The 14,482-nt window shown below is 70.7% G+C and carries 13 protein-coding genes; 9 read left to right on the top strand and 4 right to left on the bottom strand.

Going from position 1 to position 14,482, the window contains the following annotated elements:
• The first annotated feature begins 14 nt into the window (after positions 1–14).
• From D7X96_RS13315 to D7X96_RS13305, 3 genes are read left to right on the top strand one after another with little or no spacing between them, the layout of a single operon-like run.
• A complete protein-coding gene (locus D7X96_RS13315) occupies positions 15–341 on the top strand; it encodes a cupin domain-containing protein (RefSeq protein WP_120548705.1) in 327 nt (108 codons plus the stop codon).
• A complete protein-coding gene (locus tag D7X96_RS13310) occupies positions 338–1,735 on the top strand; it encodes a vitamin K epoxide reductase family protein (RefSeq protein WP_121769874.1) in 1,398 nt (465 codons plus the stop codon). The genes D7X96_RS13315 and D7X96_RS13310 overlap by 4 nt, the downstream gene beginning before the upstream one ends.
• A gap of 12 nt (positions 1,736–1,747) precedes the next feature.
• A complete protein-coding gene (locus D7X96_RS13305; protein ID WP_120548707.1) occupies positions 1,748–2,134 on the top strand; it encodes a translation initiation factor in 387 nt (128 codons plus the stop codon).
• Positions 2,135–2,137: 3 nt separating this feature from the next.
• Here the strand turns inward: D7X96_RS13305 and D7X96_RS13300 are convergent, their stop codons facing one another.
• Positions 2,138–3,145 (bottom strand): isocitrate dehydrogenase (NAD(+)), encoded by a 1,008-nt coding sequence (locus D7X96_RS13300; RefSeq protein WP_120548708.1) that lies wholly within the window; start codon positions 3,143–3,145, stop codon positions 2,138–2,140.
• Between the two features lie 300 nt (positions 3,146–3,445).
• On the opposite strand from D7X96_RS13300, the gene D7X96_RS13295 reads away from it, so the two are divergent.
• The 4 genes from D7X96_RS13295 to D7X96_RS13280 all read left to right on the top strand — a co-directional run bounded on the left by D7X96_RS13295 (position 3,446) and on the right by D7X96_RS13280 (position 8,898).
• Positions 3,446–5,629 (top strand): hypothetical protein, encoded by a 2,184-nt coding sequence (locus D7X96_RS13295; protein WP_121769886.1) that lies wholly within the window; start codon positions 3,446–3,448, stop codon positions 5,627–5,629.
• 91 nt (positions 5,630–5,720) lie between these two features.
• Positions 5,721–7,625, top strand: a complete 1,905-nt coding sequence (locus tag D7X96_RS13290; protein WP_121769873.1) for a HEAT repeat domain-containing protein — start codon at positions 5,721–5,723, stop codon at positions 7,623–7,625.
• Between the two features lie 362 nt (positions 7,626–7,987).
• On the top strand, positions 7,988–8,290 hold the full coding sequence (locus D7X96_RS41755; protein WP_120548710.1) for a type II toxin -antitoxin system TacA 1-like antitoxin: 303 nt from the start codon (positions 7,988–7,990) through the stop codon (positions 8,288–8,290).
• Positions 8,291–8,328: 38 nt separating this feature from the next.
• Entirely contained in the window at positions 8,329–8,898 is a 570-nt protein-coding gene (locus D7X96_RS13280) for a GNAT family N-acetyltransferase (RefSeq protein WP_120548711.1), read from the top strand.
• Between the two features lie 24 nt (positions 8,899–8,922).
• Here D7X96_RS13280 and D7X96_RS13275 read toward each other — a convergent pair whose 3' ends face one another.
• Complete coding sequence (locus tag D7X96_RS13275; protein WP_121769872.1) at positions 8,923–9,708, bottom strand: DUF2270 domain-containing protein; 786 nt, start codon at positions 9,706–9,708, stop codon at positions 8,923–8,925.
• A 174-nt stretch (positions 9,709–9,882) separates the two neighbouring features.
• On the opposite strand from D7X96_RS13275, the gene D7X96_RS13270 reads away from it, so the two are divergent.
• Together D7X96_RS13270 and D7X96_RS13265 are read left to right on the top strand one after the other, a co-directional pair.
• On the top strand, positions 9,883–11,931 hold the full coding sequence (locus D7X96_RS13270; protein ID WP_121769885.1) for a hybrid sensor histidine kinase/response regulator: 2,049 nt from the start codon (positions 9,883–9,885) through the stop codon (positions 11,929–11,931).
• Positions 11,932–11,971: 40 nt separating this feature from the next.
• Entirely contained in the window at positions 11,972–13,216 is a 1,245-nt protein-coding gene (locus D7X96_RS13265) for a tetratricopeptide repeat protein (protein ID WP_121722928.1), read from the top strand.
• Positions 13,217–13,290: 74 nt separating this feature from the next.
• Here D7X96_RS13265 and D7X96_RS13260 read toward each other — a convergent pair whose 3' ends face one another.
• Positions 13,291–13,794, bottom strand: a complete 504-nt coding sequence (locus D7X96_RS13260) for an O-acetyl-ADP-ribose deacetylase (RefSeq protein ID WP_121769871.1) — start codon at positions 13,792–13,794, stop codon at positions 13,291–13,293.
• Positions 13,791–14,408, bottom strand: a complete 618-nt coding sequence (locus D7X96_RS13255; protein WP_120548716.1) for a DUF4230 domain-containing protein — start codon at positions 14,406–14,408, stop codon at positions 13,791–13,793. Before D7X96_RS13255 ends, D7X96_RS13260 begins: the two co-directional genes overlap by 4 nt.
• Positions 14,409–14,482: the final 74 nt, after the last annotated feature.

Raw genomic sequence — 14,482 nt, 5'->3', positions numbered from 1 at the left:
GAGCGGATGCCACGATGGATGTGAAGCAGCTTTCGGCCTTCCAGGGCTTCTCTATAGAGAAGCTCCAGAAGCACACCGTCTTCCAGTCCGGTCGCTTCTTCCTCGACGTCTACTGCCTGGCCCCGGGCCAGGCGCAGAAGCCCCACCGGCATGCCACGTCCGACAAGGTGTACCTCGTGCTGGAGGGGAGCTGCCGCTTCCGCATCGGCGACGAGGAAGCGGCGCATGGCCCCGGTTCCACCCTCTTCGCCCCCGCGGGCATCGACCACGGCGTCGTCAACGACGGCCCGGACAACGCCCGCCTCCTCGTCTTCATGACCCCGCCTCCGGAGCACGCATGAGCAAGAAGGCCCCGACCCCGGCCGCCCCCGTTCCCACCCGTGGCGCACTCGCGCTGCTGGTGCTGGGCCTCCTCACCAGTGCGCTCGCCGTCTATCAATGGATGGAGCTGCTCACGCTGCGCGCCGGTGGCGCCACCAGCTGCGGCATCAACGAGCACGTCAACTGCGAGACCGTCTGGAACTCGGACTTCGCCAGCGCCGTGCACGACACGCTGGGCATCCCCATCGCGGGCCTGGGGCTCGTGTGGGGCCTGTCCGCCGTGGGCCTCGCCGCGCTGTACCTCGCGTGGGCGAAGGCGGGCCGCCCGGTGCGTCCGGCGTCCAGCGGTCTGCGCCTGCTGGCGCTCGCGGGCGTCGTCTCCGTCGCCGTCTTCGCCAGCGTGAGCGCGAGCGTGGGCGTGGTGTGCCCCACGTGTCTGGGCACCTATGTGCTGGTGCTCGCGTTCGCGGGCGTGGCGTGGCGCGGTCTGCCCGGGCCCCTCATGCCCCAGGCGGGCGAGTGGGGCGACACGCTCAAGTGGACCGTGGGCATCTCCGCCGTCGCCTTCGTGGCCATGCTGATGCCCGGCCGGGCCACGCCGCACGCGCCCAAGGCCGGCGCCTTCCTGCCGCCGGTGGCCTCCGCGCAGACGCCGTCGCAGAGCGGCACCAGCACCACGCCGCCCGCGCCGCCGGCCACGCTGGAAGGGTTCATCGCCAGCCTGCCGCCGGACCAGAAGCAGTTCCTGGCGGACTCGCTGGCCATGTACCGGGCGGGACAGCCGAAGCTGGCCGCCTATCCGCCGCGCACGCTCTTCGGCCCCGCGGACGCGCCGGTGAAGGTGCTGGAGTGGACCGACAGCAAGTGCCCCCACTGCAAGTCGCTGGTGGAGGAGCTGGCCGTCATCAAGCAGCACGCCCCCAAGGGCATGCTGTCCGTGGAGGCGCGGCAGTTCCCGCTGGATGGCCAGTGCAACCCGGCCATCCCCAACCGCGGGCCGGACGCGCTCAGCGTGCGCTGCGCCGCGGCCCGGGCGCAGGTGTGCCTGGAGGGCGCGAAGGACTTCTGGGAGCTGCGTGAGAAGCTCTTCGCCGCGCAGGCCTTCCTGGACACGGACAAGGTGATGGAGATCGCCAGCTCCGGCTCCGTGGCGCGCCCGCAGCTGGAGGGGTGCATGACGGCGCCGGAGACCATTGGCAAGCTGCGCCAGGACGTCGAGTACGCCATGCGCTACAACATCCAGGGCACGCCGCTGGTGCTGGTGAACGGCCGCGAGGTGCCTCCGTCCGCGCCGCTCATCTACGCGCTGGTGCTGGCGAGCGGCAACCCGGACGCCCCTGGCTTCAGCGCCCTGCCGCCCGCGCGCCCCCGCGGCACCGGCTCCCCCGGCCACGAGGGCCACGCCCACCCGTAGAGGGGACACGCCATGGGCAAGCGCGACAAGAAGGACGAGGCCCCGCCGCCGGGGCCCTTCAACAACCCCTTCGCCGCCCTGTCCGTGCAGCGGGACGCGCTGCCCGCCGGGCCACCTCCGCCGGAGCCCCGAGGCTCGGCGCCGAAACCCGAGCCCAAGGGCCCCGCGCGCGCCGTGGTGCGCATGGAGCGCAAGGGCCGGGGCGGCAAGGAGGTGACGGTGGTGGAGCAGCTGGGGCTGCCCGCCGCGCAGCTGGACACGTGGCTCAAGGCGCTCAAGGGCGGCCTGGGCTGCGGCGGCGTGGTGGAGGACGACACGCTGGTGCTTCAGGGCGACCAGCGCGACCGGCTCCCCGCGCTCCTGGAAGCGCGGGGCGTGCGGAAGGTCACCGTCGGCTGAGGACTACAGCGCGGCGATGATGGCGTTGGTGAACTCGGCGGTGGTGGCGCTGCCGCCCAGGTCGCCGGTGCGGACCTTGGACTCGCCGCCGTAGACCTTCTGGATGGCGTTGGCCATGCGCTGGGCCTCTTCCTTCAGGTCCAGCCACTCCAGCATCATCACCGCGGACATCATCAGGGCGGTGGGGTTCGCGATGCCCTTGCCCGCGATGTCCGGGGCGGTGCCGTGCACGGCCTCGAAGACGGCGGTGCGCTCGCCGATGTTGGCGCCCGGCACCATGCCCAGGCCGCCCACCATGCCCGCGCACAGGTCGCTGACGATGTCGCCGTAGAGGTTCTCCATCACCATCACGTCGAAGCGGGTCGGGTCCTTCACCAGCTGCATGCAGAGGTTGTCGATGATGACGTCATCGAAGGTGATCTCCGGGTACTCGCGGCTCACCTTGCGGCAGCAGTCCAGGAAGAGGCCGTCGGACAGCTTCATGATGTTCGCCTTGTGGACGGCGGACACCCGCTTGCGGCCGTTCTTCTTGGCGTACTCGAAGGCGAAGCGCGCGATGCGCGTGGAGGCCTTCTCCGTGATGACCTTGATGGCCTCCACGACGCCCGGCACCACGATGTGCTCCAGGCCCGCGTAGAGGTCCTCGGTGTTCTCACGCACGACGACCAGGTCCACGTTCTCGTAGCGCGTCTTGACGTTGGGGACGCTCTTCACCGGGCGCAGTGACGAGTACAGGTCCAGCCGCTTGCGCAGGCCCACGTTCGCGGACGGCAGGCCGCGGCCCACCACGGTGCCGGTGGGGCCCTTGAGCGCCACGCCGCTGCGCAGCACCGCCTCCACCGTCTCGTCCGGGAGGTTGGTGTTGAACTTGGCCACGACCTCCGTGCCCGCGTCCTTGAACTCGAACTCCAGGGGGACCTTGAGGGCTTCCAGGACGCGGATGGTGGCCGCGGAGACCTCGGGGCCGATGCCGTCGCCGTTGATGACCGTCACAGTGCGCGTGTTCGCCATGGGGGCGGTTCACACCACAAATCCGGGGGGGCCGGAAGGGCGAAAGCGGACGGAATTCACCCCTGGGCATGGCCCCCATCAGCCGGGGAGGGGGGCCGCCCGGCCGCCTGGAGGGGGGCCGCGGGCGTCCGTCGTTGCCCCGAGGGCAACGGCGCTCCCCGCCGTTTGTGGCCTGTGCGTCCTCACGCCGCGGGGCGCTCCCTCTGGCGCCGGGGGGGAAGGGCCCCGGCACGCCTCGTGCTCAAGGGCGGTGGCGTCCGGGCCCTGCTGGCCCGTGCGCTCCCCGAGACGAGGCTTCCCATGAGCATGCGCAGAACCCCCTTCCGGCTGCCGCGCCCCGTGCGCTGGGCCGTGCTGTCCACCGCGGCGCTGGTGGCGCCCCAGGCGCTGGCGGCCCCGTGCCCCCAGCCCACGCTGGCCGAGTGCTCCAACGTGGACTACCGCGCGTCCGCGTGCGGCCAGGAGACCGACGCGTACTGTCAGGGCCTGATGGAGTCCGAGTGGAAGGCGCGCTACACGGCCGCGCCCAGGCGCACCGCGCTCCTGCCGGCCAGCATGGGCGGCGGCGTGGAGACGGTGGCCGTGCAGCCCAACGCCGTCCTCAACACGCTCTTCTCCGGTTCGGATGAGTCCGTCGTGGGGCAGGTGCAGCGCGGCCAGGTGCTGGCGCGCAAGGACTACAAGAGCCTCACGAAGCTGGAGGCGGCGTACAACAAGCAGCGCCAGGAGTGGGACGCCAACGGCGTGCTGGAGCGTTCGTGCCAGGAGTACGTGCACGAGAAGCACTACGACTACAGCCGCTTCGAGCAGAACGCGGGCCGCTTCGGCGACGACTTCCGCGCGCTGTTCAACGCGGCCCATGGCTCCGGGGGCATCGCGGAGCGCACGCTGTACAGCAAGGACGGGGTGAAGCAGGCGCCCCTCTGGGACGGCAAGACGCGCGTGGAGAAGAACGCGTACTTCCGCTTCGTGCCGGGCCCGTACCCCAAGAACACGAAGCCCTACGCGTTCACCTCCGAGGCGGCGCTGAAGGCGAACAACGTGGAGGCCCGCCAGTGGGTGCTGCCCTCGGACGCGTGGCACCAGACCCAGAGCAAGGCGCTGAGCAAGTTCGCGGACGACGTGCTCAACGACTCACAGCAGCGCCAGGAGGCCTTCTCCGCCCTGCTGGACCGGCGCAACGCCGCCTACGCCAGCTGGCAGCGCGAGTCGGAGATGCTGCGCAGCCGCGACTTCAGCACGGTGGAGCTGGACGAGAAGACCGCCGAGCAGCTCTACGGCATGGACAAGCAGCTGGAGACGTTGCTGGTGAAGGCGGACGCCGAGGGCTGCCTCGTCACGGACAAGACCACGGCGTGTGACTGGAGCCCCCGCCGCTACAAGGCGATGGTGGACGCGGTCATGGTGCCCCGCCGCGAGGCGGACCTGCGCCAGTGCCTCACCGTCACCGGCAACGACTTCGGCGTGGAGAGCTTCATCCGCAACGCGGACCGGCTGAAGATCAAGGGCCTGGACCAGAAGGACTACACGCTCAACCCGACGCTGGTGGCCTACTACTCCCGCATCCTGGCGGAGTACCTGGCGCAGCAGGCGGCGAATCAGCAGCCGCCCACGAACCCGGTCACCATGACCAAGCGTCAGGGGCAGGACTTCTCCGCGGGCGGCTACGCGGGTGACGACAACTTCGGCGGCGGCTATTCGCTGCGCGCGGGCTGGGAGATGTCCACGCCCGGCTCCGCGTTCACCGGCAACTGGTGCGACACCAACGCCGCCATCTTCAGCGAGCTGGGGCTCTACGCGAACGTGTTCAGCCCGACGCGCACGGAGGTGGCCTACCTGACGGGCCGCGCGTCCACGCAGCCCTCGGCCATCCGGGCGGAGCTGAGCGCGCGCGTGCTGGGCAACCCCATCTTCACGTTCGACCAGTCCTACCCGGCGCGCTTCACCTTCGTGGAGCGCAAGCCCTTCGTGGACAAGGACGCGGCCAAGGCGAGCGCCACCTTCATGGTGTGGTTCATCCCCGTGACGGTGAGCGGCGGCCTGTCCGTGGAGGTGGGCATCGTCGCGTCGATGGGCGGCGCCCTGGGCCGTGACTGCGCGCGCAACCTCATCACGCTGGACCTGCTGGGCAACATCGGGCCCTACGCGTCCGCCAACGGCTTCGTGTCGCTGGCCATCGGCATCCCGGGCCTCCAGATTGGGGTCCGCGGCACGCTGACCATCCTGCGCTTCGAGCTGCCGCTCCAGGGCCGCATCGGCGTCGCGCTGAGCTCGCCCTCGCACCCGACGAACCCCAACACGCTGTTCCTGGGGCTGGGCACCAGCCTGAACTTCACGCTGCGCTCGCTGGATGGACGGCTCTCCCTGTTCGCGGAGCTGGGCTTCCTGAAGGGCGAGTTCCCCATCGTGTCGTGGCAGGGCATCGGCACCAGCACGCAGCTCTTCAACGACCAGCACTACCTGCCGCTCGCGCAGCTCTACTGAGCCGCGCGCGGCTCGCATGACCCCGGGGCTTGTGTCCACGGCCCCGGGGAGTGGTTCGCCTTCTTCCTTCGACTTTCTTCCGGAGTGTTTCATGCGTCGCTCGACCCTCGTTCATGGCGTGGCTGGCCTGGGTGCCCTGGTGTGCCTGGGGGCGCTGCCCTTCTGGCTGTCCGAGTCATCCCCGTCCGCCGCGACGGTGCAGGCCGCGGAGTCCTCCCACCGGCTGCCGCTGTTCCGCTGGCGCGTGGGCGAGGCGCACACGTTCCACCTCGTCTGGGATGACCTGACGCGCGTGGCGCTGCCCATGCCGGCGCAGGACGCGAAGGCCCAGGAGCTGGAGGGCGTGCTGCACCTGGAGGGTGAGCTGACGCTCCAGGCGCTGGAGACGCGCGCGACGGGCACGCGGCTGCGCCTGACGCTGCGCCGGCTGGCGCGGCACGAGGCCGTCCTCTCCGGACAGGCGCTGCTGCCCGACGCGGCGGCGCTCCAGGCCCACCTGCCGGACACCGCCAGCGCGTGGCTGGAACTGGATGCGCGCGGCGCGCTCCAGGCGGTGCGCTTCTCCGAGGCGGAGCCGCCGCTGTTCCGCCAGTTCGCGCAGACGCTGGCGGCGGAGCTGTTCCCCTCCGAGCTGCGCGACGCTGCGTCCTGGACCACCACGGAGTCCACGCAGACGGGCGACGTGGAGGCGGCGTTCGCCTTCGAGCCCGGGGACAGCTCGCGGCTGACGCGCCGGAGGACGCGCTACCAGAGCCTGCGCGCGGCGGGCTCGGCGACGGTGGCGAAGCAGGAGCTGGGCTCGCTCACGACCTTCGACCGCGACGCGGAAGGGCGCCTCGTCGCCATCACCCAGGACGAGGTGCTGGACGCGCTGGGCACGGATGGGCGCGTGCTCCTGTCCAAGCGGCTGCGCCTGCGGCTGAAGTACCAGTCGCGGGAGATGCAGCCCCTGCCGCCGTCGCACGAACAGAAGCTCGTGGTGCGCACGCCGTCGCAGATTGCCTTCGAGCTGGATCCGGAGACGGCGGCGCTGCGCGGCCAGGCGGACGGCATGACGGTGGATGAGCTGCTGGAGACACTGGAGGACGCCGGCAGCCCGGACGCCATCGCGGGCCTGGACGTGTTCGCGCGGAGGGCCATCGCGGCGCTGACGCTGGAGCCGAAGCGCTGCCAGGAACTGACGCGCCTGTTCCTGAAGCCGGGCACGAAGCCCGCCATGCGCGAGCTGATGCTGGACCTGCTGGTGGGCGCGGGCCACGCGCAGGCGCAGGCCACGCTGCGCACGCTCCTCCAGTCGCCGGAGGCCCGGGAGCACGCGGGCGCGTACGTGATGATGGTGCAGCGCGCGGGGTTCCTGACGAAGCCGGAGCCGGAGACGGGCGTGATGATCAACGGCCTGCTGGAGCGCGCCCGGACGGAGCACGACGTCCCGGTGGAGCGGGCCACGTCCTACGCGCTGGGCGTCTGGTCCTCGCACCTGGATCCGGAGTCGGCGGAGGCGCGCGCCGCGGTGCGGACGCTGGAGACCGCCGTGGCGCAGGCCTCCGGGGACGAGGCGCGCGCGCACGCGCTTCGGGCGATGGGCGGCACGCGGGCGGAGCGGCTGGTGGACGTGGTGCCGCCGCACCTGCGCGATGGGTCCCCGGACGTGCGGGCCGCGGCGGCGGACGCGCTGCGCGCCGCGCCTCAGGAACTGGCCACGCGGCTGTTGCTGGACGCGCTGGCGACGGAGAAGGACCGGGGCGTGCAGCGGGCGCTGCTGGACGCGCTGAACACGCGCACCCTGGACGCGGGCGCGCTGGAGCAGCTGCGGGCCTGGGTGGTGGCCGGAGGGCTGGCGCCGGGCGAGGAGCCCGCGCTGCTGGCCGTCGCGGCGCAGCACCTGGAAGGCGGCACGCCCGTCTTCCAGATGCTCCAGGCCATCGCGGTGCGGCCGGACCTCCAGGCCCCCACGCGAGCGCGGGTGATGGCGCTGATGGCGCAGGTGAGCGGCTGACGTAGCTGCTTTCCTTGGCGAATTCTTGACCTTTCGGCTCGGGTTGGAAACCTGGGCATGACTGGAGGCAAGGCTGAGTCCTGTTTGGATAGCAATTCCCGAACGTCTCTGTGAGTCAGTAGGACCCATGCCGAATTCTCCCGAAGAAGAGAGAAGGCAGCACCCTGTACCAAGGGGCCAGGCGGGTGGGGCGTCCGGGAATATTCCTGGGAAGTCCGACGTCTCGCGTCGGATTCATTCGACACGGCAGGCGCGCGTGTCTTGCGCGACCATGGCCGCGCGTCTATTGTTCGACCGATATCGTCGACGATCGATCCGCGTTGGAATGAATTCCAGCGCCGCACTCATGGAGGAGCGAACAGATGTCACTAAGGCTGCAGCTCATCATGAGTAGCTCAGAGTCTCTGCGGAATCTCTGTGGGCTCCTGATCAGGACCGCTGGCTGGAAGAGTTCGGGACGACTCGGGACACATGCCCGCCGCAAGTTCAAGACGGTGGCACGTCATGAACAAGGCGTGGCCACAGATGTGAAGGCCGCTGAATCGGAGCGTATCGTCCTGTCCGAGCGCGACTTCGGTAGGTTCCTCGAAGTCATTGACGCCCCCTCCAAGCCAACGGAGGCATTGTTGGCGCTGGTGCGCAAGCGGCGCTTGTCTGGTCGCTAGCTGATTCCCAGGAGAACAAGTTAGAACCGCGGGCACTCATGCCCTCGTCTGGTTCTGCTTCGCAGGCTCTTGCCCTGCCTCCGTTTCGGCTGCGGACTCGCATGGATGGGAGAAGTGGTTTCGAGTGCGAGCATGAAGAGCTCAATCGCTTTTTCCGCGAGTCCGCAGGCCAGAACAACGAGGCTGACGTCAACCGGACCTGGGTACTGCCGCGTCCAGAGGAACGCCCTGACCTACCGCCTGTTCTAGGGTTCTATACACTGGCCCTTTGCGAAGTTTCCTCTGACACGTTTCGTCAGGTGACTCGCAGCAAGCGGATGCCAAGTTACCGGGCCTATCCTGCGGTCTTGATTGGTCGGCTTGCACGTCATCGTCTTTGCCGGGGATTTGGCATTGGCGAGTCATTGCTGGGTGACGCTCATCTGCGCGCGATGGAGATAAGCCGCCAGGGTGGAGGTGTGGCGATCATCGTCGATGCCAAGGATGAGCACGCCCAGGCCTTCTATTCGAAGTACGGGTATGAGGTGCTTCCTGATCAGCAGTCCTGGCCGCGAAAAATGTTGATCGCGATGAAGGTCCTGCTCGCCGCAGAACAGCAGGCCTTCTAGCTTTCGTTTGCCACGTCCACGACTTCAGTGCTCGAACGGGGCCGGCGGGCGCGGCGTGCTGGCTCGCGCGCCCGGGGGCCTCGGGCGCTTGCGGCGCTGGATGGCGTAGGGCCGGTAGAAGGCCTCCCAGAGCGCGGCCCGGCGTCCGCGGGGACGGGTGCGCAGCTCGCCCAGCGGCGCCCGGATGAAGAAGGACGCGGTGAAGAGGTACGCCGCCGCCACGGTGAGGAACACCAGCGCGCCCATCACCACCGGGCCGGGAATCCAGGCCACGTGCGCACGGTCCAAGAAGTCCCCGAAGTCTCGCGGTGGCCGCGGGTGGCTGTAGACCTTGAAGAACCAGGTCACCAACAGGACGATGAGGATGGGCCCGTACGCGCGGTTGAGCCGCGTCGCGATGGCGGACAGCAGCGACAGCTGGATTTGCGGCCGGGACATCTCCACCGCCAATTCGCGCAGCGCGTCCGGATCCACCGGCTCGCGCCGCAGCATCGGCGCCCACCAGCCGTCCTCCAACAGGCGCACCCGGCGGTTCCACAGGTCGTAGTAGCGGTAGCGCCGCGCCTCGATGAGCAGGAAGGACACCACCATCCAGATGCCCACCAGGAACGTGACGTGCGAGCTCTGCGGCGTCGCGAAGCCGAAGGAGATGACCGCCGCCGTCGTGGTGAGCGCCCAGTTCGTCGTCGTGTCCAGACGCGTCCGCCAGGTGTCCGAGCGGCTGAGCTCGCCACGGAACAGCTGCGCCATGGCCTGCTGGGAGACCTCGGGCTGCTCCAGTTCGTTCTTCTTGTGCTCCTTCACGCTCATCCGTGCCGGGGAAGGTGGGGACGGTCGCTCCCCGCGGCCAGGGCGGCCGGGCAGGCGGGCGCCCGGTGCCCATGATGCGAGCGTCCGTGTGGAGCGCCGGACATTGCCGCGCAGCGGGGAAACGGGGGACGGGTGGCCGGGCGAGCGGGGCGTGCGCATCGTGCGCCCTTGAGCGTGCCTTCTTCCCATGACGCCATCGCCGCGCTGTCAGGCCTGCTCTCGGACGAGGGCGAGCGCATCACGCGCCTGTGGTCCAAGCGCCTGCGCGCGGAGACGTACGAGGTGGAGGTCCCCGGCCGGGACCTGCGCGCGCCGCTGCGCCATCTGTTGGATGAGCTTGCCCGCCTGCTCCAGGACCGGGGCGAGGACGCGGTGCGGCTGTGGCCGGAGGTGGTGCGCTCGCACGGGGCCTTCCGGTACGACCAGAACTTCGAGCCGGAGGACCTGACCCGCGAGTTCAAGTCGCTCCAGGAGGTGCTGCTCTACGTCTATGCGCGCCGCAACGGCGGCGTCATCCACGCGGACGTGGCGGAGCTGGTGTCGGAATTGGTGTGGGAGGCGGACGCGTCCGCGCAGGCCTCCTACGCGCGCGTGCTCAAGACGGAGGAGGTGCGCTTCCGCGAGGCCGCGGTGATGGAGTCGGTGCTCAACCACGTGGAGGTGGGCATCCTCCTGGCGGAGACGGACGGCATGGTGTCCTTCGCCTCGCCGCCGGTGAGCCGCCTGATGGGCGTGCCCATGCGCGCGGTGGTGGGCGCGCGCGCCGCCGGCACGCTGGGGCCCGTGCTCTCGCAGGTCAACGCGCGGCACCCCACGGGAGAGCCCTTCAAGGTGCAGGACATGCCCTTTTTGCGCGCGCTGCGGGAGAAGGCCCCGGTGCGCGGCGTGATGATGCAGGTGGAGCGCCCCGGAGGCGGGGACGCCACGCTGGAGATGAGCGCCACGCCGGTGTGGGAGGAGGACCATGTCCTCGCCGGCGTCATCCAGACCTTCAGCGACCGCACGGAGGCGGCGGTGAAGACCAAGGCCCTGGAGAACGCGCACGACGAGGTGCGCAGGCTCCAGGGACAGCTCCTGCGGCGCACCCGGCAGCAGGCGCTGGGACAGCTGGCGAGCGGCGCCGCGCACGCGCTCAACAACTTCCTCAACGTGCTGCGGCTGCGCATCACGCTCCTGCGGCGCGAGTACAAGCCCGAGCACGTGGACTCGCTGGACAAGACGGTGCGCCAGATTGGCGAGCTGGTGGCGCGGCTGCAGGAGTTCAGCGTGCAGCGCACCGAGGAGCGCCTGGCCAACGTGCCGGTGGACCAGACGGTGCGCGAGGCGCTGGAGCTGGCCCGGGGCGAACTGGAGCAGCGCGAGCACCCGGTGCACACCGAGCTGGACCTGGGCTTCCCCTGGGGCGTGAAGGCGGACGCGGGCTTCTTCCGCGAGCTCATCGTCAACCTGATGTTGTCCGCGCGCGACCGGATGGAGGGGGGCGGCACGCTGGTGGTCCACTCCCGTCCGGCCGGAGGGGACTGGCTGGACCTGCGCATCGACGACGGGGGACGGCCCTACACGCAGGATGAGCTGGCGGGCCTCTTCGATCCGCTGCGCCGCGACCCGGGGGCGCCGCAGTTCTCGCTGTTCCTGGCGGTGGCGCGCACGCAGGTGCAGCGCTGGGGCGGAGAGCTGACGGTGGAGAACCGGCGCGACGGCTCGGGCGCGAGCTTCATCGTGCGGCTGCCGCGCTTCAGCGAGGCCCTGGAGCCCTCTCCCATGCCTGGCACCGGGCCGCGGCCCACGCCCGCGATGGGACGCATGCCACGCGTGCCCCAGCGCGCGCGCCGCGTGCTGGTGGTGGACGACGACCTGGACAACGCGCGGATGATGGCGGAGGTGCTGGGCGAGGAGGGCTACGACGTGCAGGTGGCGCACAGCCCGGACGTGGCCCAGCACATGTGGGAGAAGAATCCGTACGACGCCGCGCTGCTGGACGCGGTGATGCCGGAGATGACGGGCTGGGAGCTGGCGCGCGAGCTGCGGCAGCGCACGCCCCACGCGCTCTTGGCCATCGTCACCGGCATGGACGTGCGGGGACAGAACCGCGCGAACCTCGCGCAGGTGGACGCTGTCTTCCGCAAGCCCATCGACGTGGGCGCCCTGGACGACTTCCTCTCTCAACTCCGGGGCGAGGACGAGCCCGCCGGGCAGACGGACCTGCACGACGCGACCCATTGAGGGGCTGGGCGCTCCGGGCATGGACCATTAGAGTCCGCGCGTGATTTCCCCGGCGGAACTGGAGCGCCTGCGCCGCAAGGTGGAGGCGGGTGAAGTGCTCGGCGCGGCGGAGCTGGAGGCGCTGCGTGCCGAGGCCGCGCGCACGCCCGGCCCCACGCTGCGCCTCACCCTGGCGCATGCGCTGGTCAACGCGGACGCGGAGCGGGAAGCGCTGCCGCTCATGCAGACCCTGCGGCGTGACTTCCCCAAGGACCTCCAGGTGCGCCTGGGGCTCGCGCGAGCGCTGCTGGGGTTGGAGCGGCACCGCGAGGCGGAGGCCGAGCTGCGCGAGGCTCTGGTCCTGAGCCCTGGCGATCCGGAGGCCCTGAAGGTCCTGGCCGTGCTCGCGCTGCGGCAGGGGGAGGGCGCTCGGGCTCGCGCCTACGTGGCCGAGGCCGTGGAGCGGGACCCCTTCGACGCGGAGGCGAAGCTGCTGCGCGCGGAGCTGGAGGCCGCGGACCTGCCTCCGCTGCCCGCGCCCGAGGAGCAGGTGCTGCGCCCGGAGTTCACCGCCGCGCTCACCGCCGCGCTGGGCCGAGCGGGCGTGGGCTTCCGGCGCCAGGGCCGCGACCTGCTGGTGAAGCTGGCCTCGGGAGGCGTGGGCCGCGTGGACGTGGGGTCGCTGTACGCCGCGTACCGTGACGCGCCGGGCACGCAGGGGCTCACCGCGCACGTGGAGGCATTGGCTTCACGGCTGGGCGGTCTGTCCGTCGGTGTGTCTCTTGAAGCGCTGCGCCCGGTGCTGCGGCCCCGGGGCTTCGTGGCGGGGACGCAGGGCGCGCTGTTCCGTCCGGGGCCCGCGGGGCTGGAGGTCTTCTACGTGCTGGAGGACGCGGAGTTCGTGCGCTACCTGCCGGTCTCCGCGCTGAAGGACGCCGGGCTCACGGCCGAAGCGGTGGACGCGGCGGCGTGGCACAACCTGGAGCTGCGGCCCGCGGACGTGCGCCCCGTCGTCATCGACCAGGGCGAGGTGCGGCTGGCGGAGGCGTTCTCCGGCATCTGGGCGGTGACGGGCGGAGACGGACACGACGGCGCGCGGCTGCTCACCAAGGCCCAGCGCCGCAGGCTGGAGGCCGCCACGGGCGGAGGCCCGCTGTGCGTGAGCCTGGGACGCCGTGAAGTCGCGCTGCTGTGCCGTGAGTCGGACGGTGAATCCGCGCGGAGGCTGGCTGGATTGGGACACGCTCCAGACGGGGTACCCGGGGCGTTCGTCCTGGACGGAGACGTCCTCAGGAGCAGGACATGACCGTCACCATCAACGCTATTGAACCCTAGCCCGATCGCGGCAGGGGCCTGGGCTCTGGAAGAGGTGGGCCCGCCCTATGACGCACGCTGATACACCTGCAAATCCCGCTCGCTGAACAGCACGACGGTGACGCGCTCCAGCTCCGGCCGCCGCTCCAGGGCCGCGCGGATCTCCCGCAGCGCGATGGGCGCGGCCCGTTCGATGGGGAAGCCGTAGGCGCCCGTGGAGATGGCGGGGAAGGCCACCGTGCGCAGCCCGTGCTGCTCCATCAGCGCGAACGTGCTCCGGTAGCACGAGGCCAGCAGCTCGTCCTCGCCGCGGTCCCCGCCCCACCACGAGGGGCCCACCGCGTGGATGACGTGGGCCGCGGGCAGCCGGTAGCCCTTCGTGATACGCGCCTCACCCGTGGGACAGCGGCCCACCGTGCGGCACTCCGCGAGCAGCTCCGGCCCCGCCGCGCAGTGGATGGCACCGTCCACGCCGCCGCCTCCGGACAGCGCGGAGTTCGCTGCGTTCACGATGGCGTCCGCCGTGACCTTCGTGATGTCGCCCTGAATCAGCTCCAGCCGCTCCGTCATCCCGCGCTCCCCACCGGTAGGGTCTCCACGAACCGCACCTCGCGGAAGCCCAGCGTGAGCAACAGCCCCCGCAGCGAGCGCTCCGCGGACTGACGCGCCTTCTCCTGGAGGCGCCGGTCCTGACGCACCTCCTTTTCAAACGCCAGCCGCGCCTTCTCCAGCAGCTGCGCCGTCTGCGCGCTGTCCAGGTTGGAGTCGATGATTTCCGTCTCCCCGGGCCGCAGGGCCACCGTGACTTGCAGCGGCGGCAACAGCACGTCCACGCGCGTGCCCACCGCGTGCAGGTGGCTCGCGTCGAAGCGCTGGAAGTCGAACCCCAGGTGCGCGTCCGCGAACACGATGGCGCGGCCGTGCGGGTTCTGCAGCGTGTAGCTGGCCCAGAGCAGCACGTCCTTCCACAGCGCGTCCGTGGCCTGCGGCTCCGGCGTGAAGGTGACCTTCTTGTAGAGGGACACGTCCAGGGTCTCCAGCCGGGCCACCTCCCGCATCTGCTCCACCACCGTCGCGGAGTCCGGCAGCCGGGGAGACGCGGGACGCAGCAGCACCCAGGCCGCCAGCGCGCCGAGCGCGACCGCGGCGAGGAGGGACAGCGCTCGCGAGACGTTCTTCGCCATGGGCCGGAAGTCTACCCGCTTCCGGAACAGGGGCGTTCTGGGGCAGCGTATGGGCGCAGGCTTCCGGACAGGCG

The organism is Corallococcus interemptor (genome assembly GCF_003668875.1).
In the GTDB taxonomy this organism is placed as follows: Bacteria; Myxococcota; Myxococcia; order Myxococcales; family Myxococcaceae; genus Corallococcus; species Corallococcus interemptor.
Note: the sequence above shows the minus strand (reverse complement) of the source record. Positions and strands in the feature narration are given on the sequence as shown.

Coding starts and splice junctions, on each gene's coding strand:
- D7X96_RS13315 (WP_120548705.1), top strand. CDS start 15: ATGGATGTGAAGCAGCTTTCGGCCTTCCAGGGCTTCTCTATAGAGAAG.
- D7X96_RS13310 (WP_121769874.1), top strand. CDS start 338: ATGAGCAAGAAGGCCCCGACCCCGGCCGCCCCCGTTCCCACCCGTGGC.
- D7X96_RS13305 (WP_120548707.1), top strand. CDS start 1,748: ATGGGCAAGCGCGACAAGAAGGACGAGGCCCCGCCGCCGGGGCCCTTC.
- D7X96_RS13300 (WP_120548708.1), bottom strand. CDS start 3,145: ATGGCGAACACGCGCACTGTGACGGTCATCAACGGCGACGGCATCGGC.
- D7X96_RS13295 (WP_121769886.1), top strand. CDS start 3,446: ATGAGCATGCGCAGAACCCCCTTCCGGCTGCCGCGCCCCGTGCGCTGG.
- D7X96_RS13290 (WP_121769873.1), top strand. CDS start 5,721: ATGCGTCGCTCGACCCTCGTTCATGGCGTGGCTGGCCTGGGTGCCCTG.
- D7X96_RS41755 (WP_120548710.1), top strand. CDS start 7,988: ATGTCACTAAGGCTGCAGCTCATCATGAGTAGCTCAGAGTCTCTGCGG.
- D7X96_RS13280 (WP_120548711.1), top strand. CDS start 8,329: ATGCCCTCGTCTGGTTCTGCTTCGCAGGCTCTTGCCCTGCCTCCGTTT.
- D7X96_RS13275 (WP_121769872.1), bottom strand. CDS start 9,708: ATGAGCGTGAAGGAGCACAAGAAGAACGAACTGGAGCAGCCCGAGGTC.
- D7X96_RS13260 (WP_121769871.1), bottom strand. CDS start 13,794: ATGACGGAGCGGCTGGAGCTGATTCAGGGCGACATCACGAAGGTCACG.
- D7X96_RS13255 (WP_120548716.1), bottom strand. CDS start 14,408: ATGGCGAAGAACGTCTCGCGAGCGCTGTCCCTCCTCGCCGCGGTCGCG.